Annotated in this window: 14 protein-coding genes; all 14 read left to right on the forward strand. The window is 66.0% G+C overall.

Annotated features, from left to right (window positions below):
- Nucleotides 1-213 precede the first annotated feature (213 nt).
- The 14 genes from C0541_RS11240 to fliD all read left to right on the forward strand — a co-directional run bounded on the left by C0541_RS11240 (nucleotide 214) and on the right by fliD (nucleotide 16132).
- Complete coding sequence (locus tag C0541_RS11240; protein WP_115048398.1) at nucleotides 214-1158, forward strand: chemotaxis protein; 945 nt, start codon at nucleotides 214-216, stop codon at nucleotides 1156-1158.
- Between the two features lie 352 nt (nucleotides 1159-1510).
- Entirely contained in the window at nucleotides 1511-1912 is a 402-nt protein-coding gene (gene flgB / locus C0541_RS11245) for a flagellar basal body rod protein FlgB (protein ID WP_115048400.1), read from the forward strand.
- 3 nt (nucleotides 1913-1915) lie between these two features.
- Nucleotides 1916-2323, forward strand: coding sequence for a flagellar basal body rod protein FlgC (gene flgC, locus C0541_RS11250; RefSeq protein WP_005914451.1), 408 nt, complete (start codon nucleotides 1916-1918; stop codon nucleotides 2321-2323).
- Nucleotides 2324-2359: 36 nt separating this feature from the next.
- Nucleotides 2360-3031: a flagellar hook capping FlgD N-terminal domain-containing protein gene (locus C0541_RS11255; protein WP_115048402.1), complete on the forward strand. Its 672-nt coding sequence runs from the start codon at nucleotides 2360-2362 to the stop codon at nucleotides 3029-3031.
- A gap of 31 nt (nucleotides 3032-3062) precedes the next feature.
- On the forward strand, nucleotides 3063-4286 hold the full coding sequence (gene flgE, locus C0541_RS11260) for a flagellar hook protein FlgE (RefSeq protein ID WP_115048404.1): 1224 nt from the start codon (nucleotides 3063-3065) through the stop codon (nucleotides 4284-4286).
- A 144-nt stretch (nucleotides 4287-4430) separates the two neighbouring features.
- A complete protein-coding gene (flgF, locus tag C0541_RS11265; RefSeq protein WP_039566893.1) occupies nucleotides 4431-5186 on the forward strand; it encodes a flagellar basal-body rod protein FlgF in 756 nt (251 codons plus the stop codon).
- 919 nt (nucleotides 5187-6105) lie between these two features.
- Nucleotides 6106-6891: a flagellar basal-body rod protein FlgG gene (gene flgG / locus C0541_RS11275; RefSeq protein ID WP_064631239.1), complete on the forward strand. Its 786-nt coding sequence runs from the start codon at nucleotides 6106-6108 to the stop codon at nucleotides 6889-6891.
- 38 nt (nucleotides 6892-6929) lie between these two features.
- Nucleotides 6930-7622 carry a flagellar basal body L-ring protein FlgH gene (flgH, locus tag C0541_RS11280; RefSeq protein WP_115048406.1) on the forward strand — a complete coding sequence of 231 codons (693 nt, stop codon included), beginning with the start codon at nucleotides 6930-6932 and terminating at the stop codon, nucleotides 7620-7622.
- A gap of 10 nt (nucleotides 7623-7632) precedes the next feature.
- Nucleotides 7633-8751: a flagellar basal body P-ring protein FlgI gene (locus C0541_RS11285; protein WP_115048408.1), complete on the forward strand. Its 1119-nt coding sequence runs from the start codon at nucleotides 7633-7635 to the stop codon at nucleotides 8749-8751.
- Between the two features lies 1 nt (nucleotide 8752).
- Nucleotides 8753-9931: a flagellar assembly peptidoglycan hydrolase FlgJ gene (locus C0541_RS11290; protein WP_115048410.1), complete on the forward strand. Its 1179-nt coding sequence runs from the start codon at nucleotides 8753-8755 to the stop codon at nucleotides 9929-9931.
- An 11-nt stretch (nucleotides 9932-9942) separates the two neighbouring features.
- Entirely contained in the window at nucleotides 9943-11817 is a 1875-nt protein-coding gene (gene flgK, locus C0541_RS11295) for a flagellar hook-associated protein FlgK (RefSeq protein WP_115048412.1), read from the forward strand.
- The gene (gene flgL, locus C0541_RS11300; protein WP_115048414.1) at nucleotides 11817-13022 is read left to right on the forward strand and encodes a flagellar hook-associated protein FlgL; all 1206 of its coding nucleotides are present in this window, start codon (nucleotides 11817-11819) and stop codon (nucleotides 13020-13022) included. The genes flgK and flgL overlap by 1 nt, the downstream gene beginning before the upstream one ends.
- A gap of 317 nt (nucleotides 13023-13339) precedes the next feature.
- Nucleotides 13340-14539: a flagellin gene (locus C0541_RS11305; RefSeq protein ID WP_115048416.1), complete on the forward strand. Its 1200-nt coding sequence runs from the start codon at nucleotides 13340-13342 to the stop codon at nucleotides 14537-14539.
- 267 nt (nucleotides 14540-14806) lie between these two features.
- The gene (fliD, locus tag C0541_RS11310) at nucleotides 14807-16132 is read left to right on the forward strand and encodes a flagellar filament capping protein FliD (protein WP_115048418.1); all 1326 of its coding nucleotides are present in this window, start codon (nucleotides 14807-14809) and stop codon (nucleotides 16130-16132) included.
- Nucleotide 16133: the final 1 nt, after the last annotated feature.

Raw genomic sequence — 16133 nt, forward strand, 5'->3', positions numbered from 1 at the left:
AACTGTCTCTGAAACCTTCAGGGCCGCAGAAGCAGCAACGGCCTGACCAACGCGCTCATTCACGCCTTTGAGCCAATCCCTAATCCCTAATCCCAAATCCCCCAATCCCCGCGCTTTTGCGAATCCCCAATCCCGACTCCCCAATCCCTACAGCGCCCCACACCAAACTTAAAACCACTCAAGTTTTCCAAGGGCGCTGTCGATATCTGCCCCATGACCCACGATCTGCTCAACCGCATCGACCAGCGCACGCGTCTGGCTGGCCACAACCGACTGGCCCTGCTGCTGTTCCGGCTGGGCGGGCGCCAGCTTTTTGGCGTCAACGTCTTCAAGGTGCAGGAAGTGCTGCGCCGCCCGGAGCTGTTCCAGGTGCCGGGCCTGCCGACCGAGTTCGCCGGCGTGGCCGACGTGCGCGGGCGCTCGGTGCCGGTGCTGGACTTGGGGCTGGCGATCGGCCACCCGGAGCGCGATGCGCACTCGGAAAACGGCCCCGGCTACCTGGTGGTGGCCGAATTCAACCGCTCGGTCCAGGGCTTTCTGGTCAGCGGCGTGGAGCGCATCGTCAATATTGCGGTGGAAGATATCCATCCGCCGCCGGAACTGGGCGCCGAAGCCACTTATTTGACGGCGGTGACGCGGTTCCAGGGCGAGCTGATCCAGGTCATCGACGTGGAGAGCGTGCTTGCCGACATCGCCAAGGTCAGCAAGGACGTGCAGCTGGATCCCTCGCTGCAGATGGTCGCCTACGACCGGCAGTTCCAGGTGCTGGTGGTGGACGATTCGCGCGTGGCGCGCCAGCAGATCCGCAGCGTGCTCGACCAGCTCGGCGTGGCGGCGACCCTGTTGTCCGACGGCCGCCAGGCGCTGGACCATCTGCTGCAGGTGGCTGCCTCGGGCGAGAATCCGGCCGACCGCTATGCGATGGTCATCTCCGACATCGAAATGCCGGCCATGGACGGCTACACGCTGACGACGGAAATCCGGCGCACGCCGGGACTGCAAGGCCTGTACGTGCTGCTGCACACCTCCCTGTCGGGCGTGTTCAACAACGCCATGGTCGAGCAGGTCGGTGCCAACGCCTTCGTGGCCAAGTACAGCGCGCACGAACTGGCCGACTACGTGCTCGCCCGCCTGAAAGTGGTCGCCGAAGCGGCCTGAGCGGGCCAGGCGGCTGCCGGATCGGAGCCGATCGCAATGGCAGGGCGCTGCGCCGAGCGGGAGCCGCACCGCGCGACAGGCACAACAGCGCAGACGCGGTGGTAGTGCGTCGATGCGATGCCGAAGCGGCAATCGCCGACGCCAGACGGCGGCTCAGGTGAGGCCGAACCTTCCGGCCTGGCGCATTCACTGAACAAGCGCGCGACCTCTACGTTGTCCATCGCGTTTCCCGCACGGCCGGGGCGCCGTTCGTCGGCGGCACCGATGACGCTCCGCGCTCCGCGGGCCGCCCCCCCCCCTCGATTGGCACAAACATTGCTTCCTCCCTGGCAACACTTCGCGGGAGAGCACCGTGTCCAATTCGATCTCGTCCTTCCTCGGCATCCACGGCGATGCGCTGCCGCTGCGCGAGCAGCGCATGAAGCTCATTGCCAGCAACCTGAGCAATGTGGACACCCCGGGGTACAAGGCCAAGGACCTGAACTTCGAGGCGGCGCTCAAATCGGCCGAAGGCGTGCGCGATGGCACCCTGCTGCAGACCACGGACGCCAAGCACTACGAGATCGGCGGCAGTGCCGGGCTCAACCCGTTCCAGATCACCCGCGAATCCGACCAGCCCAGTCTGGACGGCAATACCGTCGATCCCGACGCCGAACGTGCTGCCTACGGCCGCGCCGCGCTGGAATACCGCGCCTCGCTGAGCTTCCTCGAATCCAAGGTGCGCTCGATGCTCACCGCGATCACCGGCCAATAAGTCATGAGCAATCTTCCCATCTTCGATGTGGCCGGCTCGGCGCTGCACGCGCAGTCGGTCCGCCTGAGCACCATCGCCTCGAACCTGGCCAATGCGGATTCGGTCGCCGGCTCGGCCGAGGCGACCTACAAGCCGATCGAGCCGATCTTCCAGGCCCAGCAAAGTCGCCAGGACCCCAGCCTGACCTCGGTGAACGTCAAGGAGATCACCACCACCAACGCGCCGCCGATCCGTCGCTACGAGCCCGGCCATCCGCTGGCCGATGCCGACGGCTACGTGTTCTCGCCCGACGTGGACCCGGTCTCGCAGATGGTCAACATGATCTCGGCCTCGCGCAACTACCAGGCCGGCGTGGAAATGCTCAACACCGCCAAGGAACTGGCGCTCGCCACCCTGACCATGGGTCGCTGACCCTCTCGCTGACCTCCACCTTACGGATTTCCAAACATGAGCACGATCGGCAGTGACCTCTACGCCAGCCTTGGGCTGAGCACCAGCAGCCCGGCCTCGACGAAGAAGAAGGAGGAATCGCTCGGCCAGGCCGACTTCCTGAAGTTGATGACCGAGCAGCTGCAGCACCAGGACCCGCTCAAACCGATGGAAAACAGCGCATTCCTGGGCCAGCTGGCACAGTTCTCCACCGTGCAGGGTATCGGCGACCTCAATACCAAGGTCAGCAGCTTCTCCGACGCGCAGAACAGCGATCAGGTGCTGAAAGGCGCCTCGCTGGTCGGGCACAACGTGCTGGTGCCCTCCGCGCAGGTCGCCATCTCTGCCACCAACTCGGCCAATGGCGTGGTCGCCGCGACCTCGGCCGGTACCGTCAATTTCGAAATCACCGATGCCAACGGCGCCTTCGTCAAGCAGCTCAGCGTGCCGTCCAGCGGTGCCGGCGAAGTGGCGTTTGCCTGGGACGGCACCGATGCCAACGGCAACCGCATGGCCCCCGGCAAGTACGGCGTGACCGCCACCCAGACCGACACCGCCGGTTCCAAGAGCAAGTTACCCACCTATGTCGACGCACCGGTAGAAAGCGTCACCATCGGCTCGGAGGGTCTGTATCTCAACCTGACCGGGCTAGGCACTTCCCCGCTCGCCAAAGTGCTCCGCGTCAGCTGAGCCGGCAACCGACACCTAAAGGACCTCATCCATGGCTTTCAATACCTCGTTGTCCGGCATCAACGCAGCCAATGCCGATCTGAACGTGACTTCCAACAACATCGCCAACGTCAACACGACCGGTTTCAAGGAATCGCGTGCCGAGTTTGCCGACATGTTCCAGAGCACCAGCTACGGCCTGTCGCGCAACGCGGTGGGCTCGGGCGTACGCGTCAGCAACGTGGCGCAGCAGTTCTCGCAGGGCAATATCGATCCGACCGGGCGCAGCCTGGACCTGGCGGTCTCCGGCGAAGGCTTCTTCACCGTGTCCTCCAACGGCGCCAAGATGTATACCCGCGCCGGCAACTTCCAGACCGATGCCAACGGCTATGTGGTCAATCCGCAGGGCGCGCGGCTGCAGGTCTTCGCCCCCAACCCGAGCGGCAACGGCTTCGACGTCGGTCGCCTGTCGGACCTGCAGCTGCTGACCACCGACAGCCCGCCCAAGTCGACCTCCACGGTCAACCTGGCCTTCACCCTGCCCGGCAACGCCACCGCACCGACGGTGACCCCGTTCAGCCCGGCCGACGACAAGACCTACAGCCACTCCACCGGCGGCATCAACGTCTACGATTCGCTGGGCGTCAGCCACGTGCAGACCTCCTACTTCGTCAAGACCGCCAACCCGAACGAATGGCAGGTGCACAACTACGTGGACGGCGCTGCGGTCGGTGCACCCACCACGCTGCAGTTCTCCGATACCGGCGCACTGACCACCCCGGCCAACGGCATCATCGCGATGGACCCGTTCACCCCGAGCACCGGGGCCGGCGTACTGAACATGCAGCTCAACGTCAGCGGCTCGACCCAGTACGGTGAGGCCTTCGCGCTGCGCGACACCCGCCAGGACGGCTACGCCAGCGGCAAGCTCAACGAGATCAGCATCGACACCAGCGGTGTGGTGTTCGCCCGCTACTCCAACGGCGCCGACAAGCCGCTGGGCCAGGTCTCCCTGGCCAGCTTCGTCAACCCGCAGGGCCTGCAGTCGCAGGGCAACAACATGTGGGCCGAAAGCTACACCTCCGGCGCCGCCCGCATCGGCGCCCCGGACACCTCGGACCTTGGCCAGATCGAATCCGGCTCGCTGGAATCCTCCACCGTGGACCTGACCGAGCAGCTGGTGAACATGATCGTGGCCCAGCGCAACTTCCAGGCCAACTCGCAGATGATCTCGACCCAGGATCAGGTCACCCAGACGATCATCAATATCCGTTAACGGCTGGGATTAGGGATTGGGGATTAGGGATTGGCAAGAGCGGGCATTGCATCCAACCGATGCCCGCAATGTCCCCTCCTCTCCCAGGTCATAACAGCCCGCGTTTACGAATCCCGAATCCCGACTCCCCAATCCCGGTGCCTCATGGACAAAGCTCTCTACGTTGCGATGACCGGCGCCCGCGCCTCCCTGCAGGCGCAGGGCACCGTGTCGCACAATCTCGCCAACGTCGATACGGTGGGATTCAAGGCTGCGCTGGCCAACACCGAAGCGTTCAAGATCCAGGGCAAGGGCTATCCGTCGCGGATCGATGCGCTGCACGTGGACCAGGGCTTCGACCGCAGCCAGGGCCACCAGAAGGTCACCGGCAACCCGCTGGACGTGTCGCTGCAGCAGGATCGCTGGCTGGCGGTGCAGTCGCCCGACGGCAGCGAGGCCTATACCCGCAACGGCGAGCTGGCGCTTACCGCCAATGGCCAGCTGGTTACCGCCAATGGCCATGCGGTGCTGGATGAGGGCGGCAATCCGATGACGGTCCCGCCGCACCAGGCGATGGAGATCGGCAGCGACGGCAGCATCTCGATCATTCCGCAGGGCGAAGGCCCGCAGACCATGGCCATCGTCGGCAAGATGAAGGTGGTCGATGCCCCCGCCGACCGGCTGACGCGGCGCCCGGACGGGCTGATGCGCAACACCAGCACCGACCCGGCGCAGGCGTTTGCGGTGGCCACCGGCAAGACCATCAACAGCGGCATGCTGGAGGGCAGCAACGTGGACGCCGCCGGCGCGCTGGTGGAGATGATCCAGCTGCAGCGCCAGTTCGAGATGCAGGTCAAGATCATCAAGAACGGCGACGACAACGCCCAATCGGCCAATTCGCTGCTGCGTGTCAGCGGCTAAGCGCCACTGACGCCCACTGCCCGACCGCCGGTTGGCTTGCTGCGCTGCCGAGCACCTGGATGGCGACCGCCCGGGTTCGCTGCAGAGCGGCTGGTTTGTGACTTGGCTGCAGGGCCCTTGCCCGCCCACCCCCGCAGGACACGCCGCAAGTACGTCCCTGCAGGCTCTTACGCGGCATCCATGCCGCGTAAGGTCCCGCGACGGTGGTCAGGCAAGGACCCGTTGAGATGGTCGGTGTGCATAGTTGCAAACAATGCATGACGTGCGTCGTTTGAATAACGCCGCGTCGGAGCAGCTTCCTAACGCAAGGCGATCAACCGCAGGTTTCAAAGAGCTACCGACTCACTTTCTGGTGCGGTGCCCTCGCCGATTGCGGGACCGTGTGGCGGCATGGATGCCGNTAACGCAAGGCGATCAACCGCAGGTTTCAAAGAGCTACCGACTCACTTTCTGGTGCGGTGCCCTCGCCGATTGCGGGACCGTGTGGCGGCATGGATGCCGGCACCGAGCCAACATGGAGGGACTTGCGGCGTGTCCCGCGGGCGGTGAGGGCACCGCGCCCTCGACTGACTAGCTTTTGAGGGCACCGCGCCCTCAACCCACCAGGCTGTTGACTGTGCCGCAACGCCAGCCGGCAAATCCCAAGAACCCTTTCGCACGCAGCGCCAAGGGTTCACACGTCGTTGAACACATCACTGACCGGCGACCGATCTACCGAACCTGATCTGCCGCGCAGGTTTCCACCGCTTCGGCCTAGCCGCTGCCTGTCCGCCGCCAGCCCTCCCCCGCGCAGGCCGCCGCGCCCGCTTCGCGTGATCCCGCGCACAGCCGGCAAAAATCCGACGCGGGTTTGGCACGCCGCGTGCATATACCCAGCCGTGCCCGGAACACATCCCCGGGTCTAACGAGGAATCGGGTCATGAATCAGGCTTTGTGGGTCGCCAAAACCGGACTGGATGCGCAGCAGACGCGCATGTCGGTCATTTCCAACAACCTGGCCAATACCAATACCACCGGCTTCAAGCGCGACCGTGCGGCGTTCGAAGACCTGCTGTATCAGCAGGTGCGTGCACCGGGTGGGTCGACCTCGGCGCAGACCCAGCTGCCGACCGGCCTGCAGCTGGGTACCGGCGTGCGCGTGGTGTCCACCTTCAAGGGCTTCGACCAGGGCAGCCAGCAGCAGACCGGCCGCGCGCTCGACGTGATGGTCAACGGCCGCGGCTTCTTCGAAGTGCAGATGCCCGACGGCACCTCGGCCTACACCCGCGACGGCACCTTCCAGATCAATGCGCAGGGCGAGCTGGTCACCAATAGCGGCTATCCGCTGCAGCCGGGCATCCAGGTGCCGGAAGGCGCGCAGTCGCTGACCATCGGCAACGACGGCACCATCAGCGTGACGCTGGCCGGCCAGGCCGCCGCGCAGGAAATCGGTGCGTTGACGCTGACCGACTTCATCAATCCCTCGGGCCTGCAGTCCAAGGGCGAGAACCTGTTCGTGGAAACCACCGCTTCGGGCCCCGCGCAGAACGGCACCCCCGGCCTCAATGGCCTGGGTACCACCGTGCAGGGCGCACTGGAGGGCAGCAACGTCAATACGGTGGAAGAGCTGGTGAGCATGATCGAGACCCAGCGCGCCTACGAAATGAATGCCAAGGCGATCTCCACCACCGACTCGATGCTCGGTTACTTGAACAACAACGTCTGATCGGCCCGCCGCTCGCCGCCCTCCCAGGAATCCACGCCATGTCCCGCCTGCCCTCTCTCTCTTCGCTGTCTTTTGCCATGGCCTGCAGCGCGCTGCTGGGCGGCTGCGTGGCGGCCGGCGATGTGCGGCCGTTCGCCGAAATGGCGCCGATCGTGCCGGTGGTCGCGCCGGTGGCGCAGCCCACCGCCGGCGCGATCTATGCCGCCGGCCCCAGCCTCAACCTGTACGGCGACCGCCGCGCCCGCGATGTCGGCGACCTGCTGACGGTGAACCTGGTGGAAAGCACCACCGCCTCGTCCACCGCCAACACCAGCATCAGCAAGGCCGACACCGTGGACATGAGCACGCCCACGCTGCTGGGCGTGCCGCTCACCGTCAACGGCACCGATGTGCTGCGCAACTCCACCAGCGGCGACCGCAGCTTCGACGGCAAGGGCAACACCGCCCAGAGCAACCGCATGCAGGGCAGCGTGACCGTCACCGTGATCCAGCGCCTGCCCAACGGCAACCTGGTGATCCAGGGCCAGAAGCAGCTTCGCCTGACCCAGGGCGACGAGATGGTGCAGGTGCAGGGCATCGTGCGCGCGGCCGACATCTCCCCGGACAACACCGTGCCCTCGAGCAAGGTGGCCGACGCGCGGATCGCCTACGGCGGCCGCGGCGCGATCGCGCAGTCCAATGCGATGGGCTGGCTGAGCCGCTTCTTCACTTCCCGTCTGTCGCCCTACTGAGCCTGCGACCATGAATCTGTCTTCCCTGCCCTTCCGTCTGCTGGCTGCCGCTGTGGCGGTCTGCGCGATCGCCGCGCCGGCCTCGGCCGAGCGCATCAAGGATCTTGCCCAGGTCGGCGGTGTGCGCGGCAACGCGCTGGTCGGTTACGGCCTGGTAGTGGGCCTGGATGGCAGCGGCGACCGCACCAGCCAGGCGCCCTTCACCGTGCAGAGCCTGAAGAACCTGCTCGGCGAGCTGGGCGTCAATGTTCCGGCGAACGTCAATCCGCAGCTGAAGAACGTCGCGGCCGTGGCCATCCATGCCGAACTGCCGCCGTTCGCCAAGCCCGGCCAGCCGATCGACATCACCGTGTCCTCGATCGCCAACGCGGTCTCGCTGCGTGGCGGCTCGCTGCTGATGGCACCGCTGAAGGGCGCCGACGGCCAGGTCTACGCAATGGCGCAGGGCAACCTGGTGGTCGGCGGTTTCGGCGCGCAGGGCAAGGACGGCTCGCGGGTGTCGGTCAACATTCCCAGCGTCGGCCGCATTCCCAACGGCGCCACCGTCGAACGCGCCCTGCCGGACGTGTTCGCCGGCAGCGGCGAGATCACCCTCAACCTGCACCAGAACGATTTCACCACCGTCTCGCGCATGGTCGCGGCGATCGACAGCAGCTTCGGCGCCGGCACCGCGCGTGCGGTGGACGGCGTGACCGTGGCAGTGCGCTCGCCGACCGATCCTGGCGCGCGCATCGGCCTGCTGGCGCGGCTGGAAAATGTCGAACTCTCCCCGGGCGATGCGCCGGCCAAGGTGGTGGTCAACGCGCGCACCGGCACGGTGGTGATCGGCCAGCTGGTGCGGGTGATGCCGGCGGCGATCGCGCATGGCTCGCTCACCGTGACCATCAGCGAGAACACCAACGTCAGCCAGCCGGGCGCGTTCAGTGGCGGCCGCACCGCGGTGACCCCGCAGTCGACGATCACGGCCACCGCCGAAGGCAGCCGCATGTTCAAGTTCGAAGGCGGCACCACGCTCGACCAGATCGTACGCGCGGTCAACGAGGTGGGCGCCGCTCCCGGCGACCTGGTGGCCATCCTGGAAGCGCTCAAGCAAGCCGGTGCGCTGACGGCGGAGCTGGAGGTGATCTGACATGCGTATCGCAGCCTCGCCCATTGATCTCAACCCGAGCACCAAGGCCGATCCCGCCAAGATCGACAAGGTCTCCCGTCAGCTCGAAGGCCAGTTCGCGCAAATGCTGGTCAAGAGCATGCGCGATGCCAGCTCCGGCGACCCGATGTTTCCTGGCGAAAACCAGATGTTCCGCGAGATGTACGACCAGCAGATGGCCAAGGCGCTGACCGACGGCAAGGGGCTGGGCCTGTCGGCGATGATCTCCAAGCAGCTGAGCGGCGACACCGGCGGCCCGGCATTGAACACCTCGCTCAACACCGCCGAGGCCGCCAAGGCCTATGCGCTGGTGGCCGGCAAGCGCGACGCCTCGTTGCCGCTGCCGGTCCGCGACGCGGCTGCGGGCAGCGTCGGCGCCGGCAGTGGCAGCGCGGCAGGCATCGGCGCAGGCGGCCTGGGCGGCATCGGCATGAGCCAGGTGCTGGACCTGATCGCCGGACGTACCGGCAGCAACGAGGCCGGCAGCGACGATGCGGCCGCACTGAGCTGGCCCTCGGCCAACGATCGCTGGAGCGATGTCGCTGTCAGCGATGCCGCCGATGCCAGTGCCGCGGTCAATGCGAGCGCGGCGAGCAGCGCCGCGGCCAGCCTCGGCGAGCGCACCCCGGAAGGCTTCGTCGCCAAGATCTGGACGCATGCGCAGAAGGCCGCGCGCGAACTGGGCGTGGATCCGCGTGCGCTGGTCGCGCAGGCCGCGCTGGAAACCGGCTGGGGCCGTCGCGGCATCGGCAACGGCGGCGATTCCAACAACCTGTTCGGCATCAAGGCCACCGGCTGGAACGGCGCCAGGGTCACCACCGGCACCCACGAGTACGTCAATGGCGTCAAGACCACCGAAACCGCCGATTTCCGTGCCTACGGCTCGGCCGAGGAAAGCTTTGCCGACTACGTGCGGCTGCTGAAGAACAACAGTCGCTACCAGCCCGCACTGCAGGCCGGCACCGATATCAAGGGTTTTGCACGCGGCTTGCAACAGGCTGGATACGCCACCGATCCGGGCTATGCCGCCAAGATCGCGGCGATCGCCAACGGTCCGACCATCGACCGTGCGGTAGCCGCGATCGGCAGCGCGGCGGCCGACCTGTCCAACCGCTATGCCAGCACCGCCGAGCCTGCCGGGCTCGGCACCATCCGTCGTTGAGGTAAACGCCCATGTCCATCATGTCCACCGGGACCAGTGCGCTGATCGCCTTCCAACGGGCGTTGTCGACCGTTAGCCATAACGTCGCCAACATCAATACCGAAGGCTACAGCCGCCAGCGCGTGGAATTTGCAACGCGCACGCCCACCGACATGGGCTACGCGTTCGTGGGCAATGGCGCCAAGATCACCGACGTCAGCCGGGTGGCCGACCAGCTGGCCACCTCGCGCCTGCTCGACAGCGGCGGCGAGCTCTCGCGGCTGCAGCAGCTGTCCTCGCTGTCCAACCGCGTCGACAGCCTGTACTCCAACACCGCCACCAACGTGGCCGGGCTGTGGTCGAACTTCTTCGACTCCACCAGCGCGGTCTCGTCCAATGCCTCGTCCACGGCCGAGCGGCAGAGCATGCTCGACAGCGGCAATTCGCTGGCCACGCGCTTCAAGCAGCTCAACGGGCAGATGGACAGCCTGAGCAACGAGGTCAACGGCGGCCTGACCTCCTCGGTGGACGAAGTCAATCGCCTGACCCAGCAGATCGCCAAGATCAACGGCACCATCGGCAGCAGCATCGACAGCGCCTCGCCCGACATGCTCGACCAGCGTGACGCGCTGGTGTCCAAGCTGGTCGGCTACACCGGCGGCACCGCGGTGATGCAGGACGGCGGCTTCATGAATGTTTTCACCGCCGGCGGCCAGGCCCTGGTAGTGGGGACCACCTCCTCCAAGCTGACCACCGTCGCCGACCCGTATCAGCCGACCAAGCTGCAGGTGGCGATGCAGACCCAGGGCCAGAATGTCAGCCTCAGCACCAGCTCGCTGGGCGGGCAGATCGGCGGCCTGCTGGAGTTCCGGACCAGCGTGCTGGAGCCGACCCAGGCCGAACTCGGTCGCCTGGCGGTGGGCATGGCCAGCACCTTCAACGCCGGTCACGCGCAAGGCATGGACCTGTACGGCGCGATGGGCGGCAACTTCTTCAACATCGGCACGCCCAGCGCCGCCGCCAATCCCGGCAATACCGGCAGCGCGTCGCTGAGTGCCAGCTTCAGCAACATGGCGGCGGTGGATGGGCAGAACGTCACGCTCAGCTTCGACGGTGCTGCCTGGAAGGCCACCAACGCCAGCACCGGCTCGGCGGTGCCGATCAGCGGCACCGGCACGCCGGCCAATCCGCTGGTGCTCAATGGCGTCAGCCTGGTGGTCGGCGGCACGCCGGCCAACGGCGACAAGTTCCTGCTGCAGCCCACCGCGGGGCTGGCCGGCAGCCTGTCGGTGGCCATCACCGACCCCTCGCGGATCGCTGCGGCCACCCCGGTCAAGGCCGCCGCCACGCTCGCCAACCTGGGCACCGGCAAGATCAGCGACGTCAAGGTCACCAACGCGCAGAACCCGGCGCTGCTGACCCCGGCCTCGGTGGAGTTCATCGACGCCAACCAGTACACCATCGACGGCAACGGGCCATTCGCCTATACCGCCGGCCAGACCATCAGCGCCAACGGCTGGAGCTTTGCGCTGGATGGCGCGCCCAAGGCCGGCGACAGCTTCGCCGTCGGCCCCACCGGCGCCGGTTCCAGCGACAACGGCAACGTCAAGCTGCTGGCCAAGATCGACGACGCCAAGGCGCTCAGCGGCGGCACGGTCACGCTCAACGGCGCGCTCTCGGGCCTGACCACCTCGGTCGGCTCGGCTGCGCGCGCGGCCAGTTACGCCTCGGACGCGCAGAAGGTCATCAACGACCAGGCGCAGGCCAGCCGCGACTCGATTTCCGGCGTCAACCTCGATGAGGAAGCCGCCAACATGCTCAAGCTGCAGCAGGCCTACCAGGCCGCCGCACAGATGATTTCCACCGCCGACACCATCTTCCAAGCCATCCTGGGCGCCGTACGCTGATGACCGACCGTATCTCCACCAGCATGATGTACAGCCAGTCGGTGTCGTCGATGACGGCAAAGCAGTCCCGGCTGAACCAGATCCAGGCCCAGCTCGCCAGCGGGCAGCGCCTGGTCACCGCCAAGGACGACCCGGTCGCCGCCGGCACCGCCGTTGGACTGGATCGCGCGCTGGCGGCGATCACGCGCTTCGGCGAGAACGCCACCAACGTGCAGAACCGGCTCGGCCTGCAGGAAAACGCCCTGGCGCAGGCCGGCGACAAAATGGCGCGCGTCACCGAATTGGCGGTGCAGGCCAACAATTCCTCGCTCAGCCCCGACGACCGCAAGGCGATCGCCTCGGAACTGACCGCGCTGCGCGACAGCATGGTCAGCCTGGCCAACAGCACCGATGGCACCGGGCGCTACCTGTTCGGCGGCAGCGCCGATGGCAGCGCGCCGTTCATCAAGAGCAGTGGCGGCGTCACCTACAACGGCGACCAGACCCAGAAACAGGTCGAAGTGGCGCCGGACACCTTCGTCAGCGACAGCCTGCCCGGCAGCGAGATCTTCATGCGTATCCGCACCGGCGACGGCACCGTGGATGCGCACCCGGACAATGCCAATACCGGCACCGGCCTGCTGCTGGATTTCAGCCGCGATGCCAGCACCGGCAGCTGGAACGGCGGCAGCTACAGCGTGCAGTTCACCGCCGCCGACACCTACGAGGTGCGCGACAGCACCAATACGGTGGTCGGGACCGGCACCTACAAGGACGGCGAGGACATCAACGCCGCCGGCGTGCGCATGCGCATCAGCGGCGCACCGGCGGTGGGCGACAGTTTCCAGATCGGCGCCTCCACCACCAAGGACGTGTTCTCCACCATCGACGACCTGGTCGGCGCGCTCAACTCCGACACCCAGACCCCGCCGCAGAAGGCGGCGATGATCAACACGCTGCAGTCGTCGATGCGCGACATCGCACAGGCCTCGTCCAAGATGATCGATGCGCGCGCCTCCGGCGGTGCGCAGCTGTCGGCGATCGATAACGCCAATTCGCTGCTCGAATCCAACGAGGTCACCCTCAAGACCACGCTGTCGTCGATCCGCGATCTGGATTTCGCCTCGGCGCTGGGGCACTACGAACTGGAGAAGGCCTCGTTGCAGGCCGCTCAAACGATTTTTCAGCAGATGCAGTCGTCGTCGTTGTTCAACCTGATCCGCTGATTTGCAGCAGAAAACCGCTGTTTTCTGCACGCCTGCGCGCGCGCACCTGCGCAGGCCGACGGAGTTTATTCGTCAAAATTTATACCAACGCTAAAGATCCACGGGGTGCTGCCGAATAAACCAAACCCCTTGCTACACAACGCTTCCGTATTTCGTCCTGCAGCAGAAAGACAGCAAAAAAACACTGGATTTCGCTAAAGGTTCCCGACGCAACGCCGTTATTCATCTCAGCAGCGGCAACGGCCAACTTGATGGCCCCCCTGCGGAGGCTCCGGGCAAGTCCCCCTTGCCGGAAAAATCGCTTAGGAGAAATCAAAATGGCACAGGTAATCAACACCAACGTAATGTCGCTGAACGCTCAGCGTAACCTCAACACCAGCAGCGCGAGCATGTCGACGAGCATCCAGCGTCTGTCCTCGGGTCTGCGCATCAACAGCGCCAAGGACGACGCCGCAGGTCTGGCGATCTCCGAGCGTTTCACCACGCAGATCCGCGGCCTGGACGTTGCCTCGCGCAACGCCAACGACGGTATCTCGCTGGCCCAGACCGCTGAAGGCGCGATGGTCGAAATCGGCAGCAACCTGCAGCGTATCCGCGAGCTGTCGGTGCAGTCGTCCAACGCCACCAACTCGCCGACCGACCGTGACGCGCTGAACTCCGAAGTCAAGCAGCTCACCGCCGAAATCGACCGCGTCGCCAACCAGACCAACTTCAACGGCACCAAGCTGCTGAACGGCGACTTCTCCGGCGCGCTGTTCCAGGTCGGCGCCGACGCCGGCCAGACCATCGGCATCAACAGCATCGTCGACGCCAACGTCGATTCGCTGGGCAAGGCCAACTTCGCTGCCGCCGTCTCCGGCGCCGGCGTGACCGGCACCTCCACCGCCTCCGGCTCGATCAGCGGCATGAGCCTGTCGTTCAAGGACGCCAGCGGCGCGTCCAAGAGCATCACCATCGCGGACGTCAAGGTCGGCGTCGGCGAGAGCGCTGCCGACGTGAACAAGAAGGTGGCTGCGGCGATCAACGACAAGCTCGACCAGACCGGCATGTACGCCTCGATCAAGAGCGACGGTTCGGTGCAGATCGAATCGCTGAAGGCTGGCCAGGACTTCACCTCGCTGACCGCCGGCACCTCCAGCGCCGCAGGCATCACCGTCGGCGCCGGCATCACCACCGCCTCGGCCGCTTCCGGCTCCGCCGCCTCGACCCTGAGCAGCCTGGACATCTCCACGTTCTCCGGCTCGCAGAAGGCCCTGGAAATCGTCGACAAGGCGCTGACCGCGGTCAACTCCTCGCGCGCCGACATGGGTGCGGTGCAGAACCGCTTCACCTCCACCATCGCCAACCTGAGCGCTACCTCGGAAAACCTGTCGGCCTCGCGTAGCCGTATCCGCGACACCGACTACGCCAAGGAAACCGCCGAGCTGACCCGCACGCAGATCCTGCAGCAGGCCGGTACCGCGATGCTGGCCCAGGCCAAGTCGGTTCCGCAGAACGTGCTGAGCCTGCTGCAGTAATCGGCAGCGGTTGGCAGCACGTCCAGAGCCCCTCTCCGGAGGGGCTTTTTTTGTGGCCGCGGTTTTTTCGGCCGCAGCGTTTGGCACGGTCGCGCAGCACGGTTTGTTGGCGCGGGGTTTTTGATGCAGTGGCGGCATGGAAATTGCATCATCCAGCCTCGTGAGCGACACGGGTCGCCGCCGCTAAAGTCCACCCGGATGCGGCCGATACCCGTCTCGTCATCCCATGCGTCCATCTTTTGTGGACGCCCAGACGAGGAATGCAACATGGCATCGGTGATCAGCACTTCCGGCTCCGGTCTGGACATCCCCACCGTGGTGTCCACCCTGGTCTCCCGGCAGAAAGACCCCGAGCAGGCGCGCATCAACAAGGCCGGGACCGCCGCGACGACACAGTTGTCGGCAATCAGCCAGATCAAGAGCAGCATGACCACGCTCAAGTCTGCGCTGGACAAGGTCATCAGCAGCGCCGACACCAACGCCTACAAGGCGACGGTGCCGACCGATGCCGGCTTCACCGCCACCACCACCAACTCGGCCGCGCCGGGCAACTACTCGGTGGAAGTGGTCTCGCTGGCCAATGCGCAGAAGCTCGCCTCCGGCGCGTTCGCCGCCGATGCCACCGTCGGCAGCGGCACGCTGACGATCGGGTACGGCGATAAAAGCATCACCGTGGACATCAGCGGCACCGACAAGCTCACCGACATCGCCGCGGCCATCAACAAGGCCGCCGGCGGCAAGGGCGTCACCGCCAGCGTGGTGACCGCCAACGATGGCCAGCACCTGGTGTTCAATGCGGTCGACTCCGGGATCAAGGGCGCCCTGACCGTCAGTGCCAGCGACCCCAGCCTGAGCAGCCTCACCTATGGCCCCGGCGTCAGCGGCGGCCTGAACCAGTCCGTGGCCGCGACCGATGCGCTGGTGCGCGTGGACGGCTTCGAACGCACCTCAAGTTCCAACACCATCACCGACATCGTGCCGGGCGTGGTGCTCAACCTCACCAAGGCCGCCGCCGGGACCAAGGTCACGCTGGGCGTCGCGGCCGACACCAGCGGCCTGAAGGCCAATCTGACTGCCTACGCCGCCGCCTACAACACCGCCAATACCCTGCTGGCCAAGAGCAGCTCCTACGACGCCACCACCAGGACGGCCGCGGCGTTGACCGGCGACTCGCTGGTGCGCGGCCTGCAGCAGCAGCTGCGCGGCCAGGTCAGCGGCAACCTCACCGAACTCAAGGCGCTGGGCCTGAACATCGACAAGGACGGCGTGATGAGCTTCGACGGCGGCAAGTTCGACACCGCCGTCGCCGCCGATGGCGGCGCCGCTGCCGAGGTGTTCGGCAAAGACAGCAAGTACGGCTCGGCCATGACCAAGCTGCTCGACAGCAACGTCAACGTCACCACCGGCACCCTGACCCTGCGCTCGGACAGCCTGAACAAGCAGATCAAGGGCTACGAGTCGGAACTCGACGACCTCGACGCGCGCATGACCAAGCTCAGCGATCGCTACACCGCGCAGTTCACCGCGATGGAAACCATGATCAGCAAGCTGCAGGGCAGCACCAGTTCGCTCAGCAGCCTGCTGACCCGCTGAT

The organism is Xanthomonas arboricola (assembly GCF_003353015.1).
GTDB classification, from domain to species: Bacteria; Pseudomonadota; Gammaproteobacteria; order Xanthomonadales; family Xanthomonadaceae; genus Xanthomonas; species Xanthomonas arboricola_E.

Bases quoted from the DNA above. Each gene is read 5' to 3' on its own strand.
- flgC (WP_005914451.1), top strand. From the start codon at position 1,916: ATGAGCAATCTTCCCATCTTCGATGTGGCCGGCTCGGCGCTGCACGCG.
- flgE (WP_115048404.1), top strand. From the start codon at position 3,063: ATGGCTTTCAATACCTCGTTGTCCGGCATCAACGCAGCCAATGCCGAT.
- C0541_RS11290 (WP_115048410.1), top strand. From the start codon at position 8,753: ATGCGTATCGCAGCCTCGCCCATTGATCTCAACCCGAGCACCAAGGCC.
- flgK (WP_115048412.1), top strand. From the start codon at position 9,943: ATGTCCATCATGTCCACCGGGACCAGTGCGCTGATCGCCTTCCAACGG.
- flgL (WP_115048414.1), top strand. From the start codon at position 11,817: ATGACCGACCGTATCTCCACCAGCATGATGTACAGCCAGTCGGTGTCG.
- flgF (WP_039566893.1), top strand. From the start codon at position 4,431: ATGGACAAAGCTCTCTACGTTGCGATGACCGGCGCCCGCGCCTCCCTG.
- flgH (WP_115048406.1), top strand. From the start codon at position 6,930: ATGTCCCGCCTGCCCTCTCTCTCTTCGCTGTCTTTTGCCATGGCCTGC.
- C0541_RS11255 (WP_115048402.1), top strand. From the start codon at position 2,360: ATGAGCACGATCGGCAGTGACCTCTACGCCAGCCTTGGGCTGAGCACC.
- fliD (WP_115048418.1), top strand. From the start codon at position 14,807: ATGGCATCGGTGATCAGCACTTCCGGCTCCGGTCTGGACATCCCCACC.
- C0541_RS11305 (WP_115048416.1), top strand. From the start codon at position 13,340: ATGGCACAGGTAATCAACACCAACGTAATGTCGCTGAACGCTCAGCGT.
- flgG (WP_064631239.1), top strand. From the start codon at position 6,106: ATGAATCAGGCTTTGTGGGTCGCCAAAACCGGACTGGATGCGCAGCAG.
- C0541_RS11240 (WP_115048398.1), top strand. From the start codon at position 214: ATGACCCACGATCTGCTCAACCGCATCGACCAGCGCACGCGTCTGGCT.
- C0541_RS11285 (WP_115048408.1), top strand. From the start codon at position 7,633: ATGAATCTGTCTTCCCTGCCCTTCCGTCTGCTGGCTGCCGCTGTGGCG.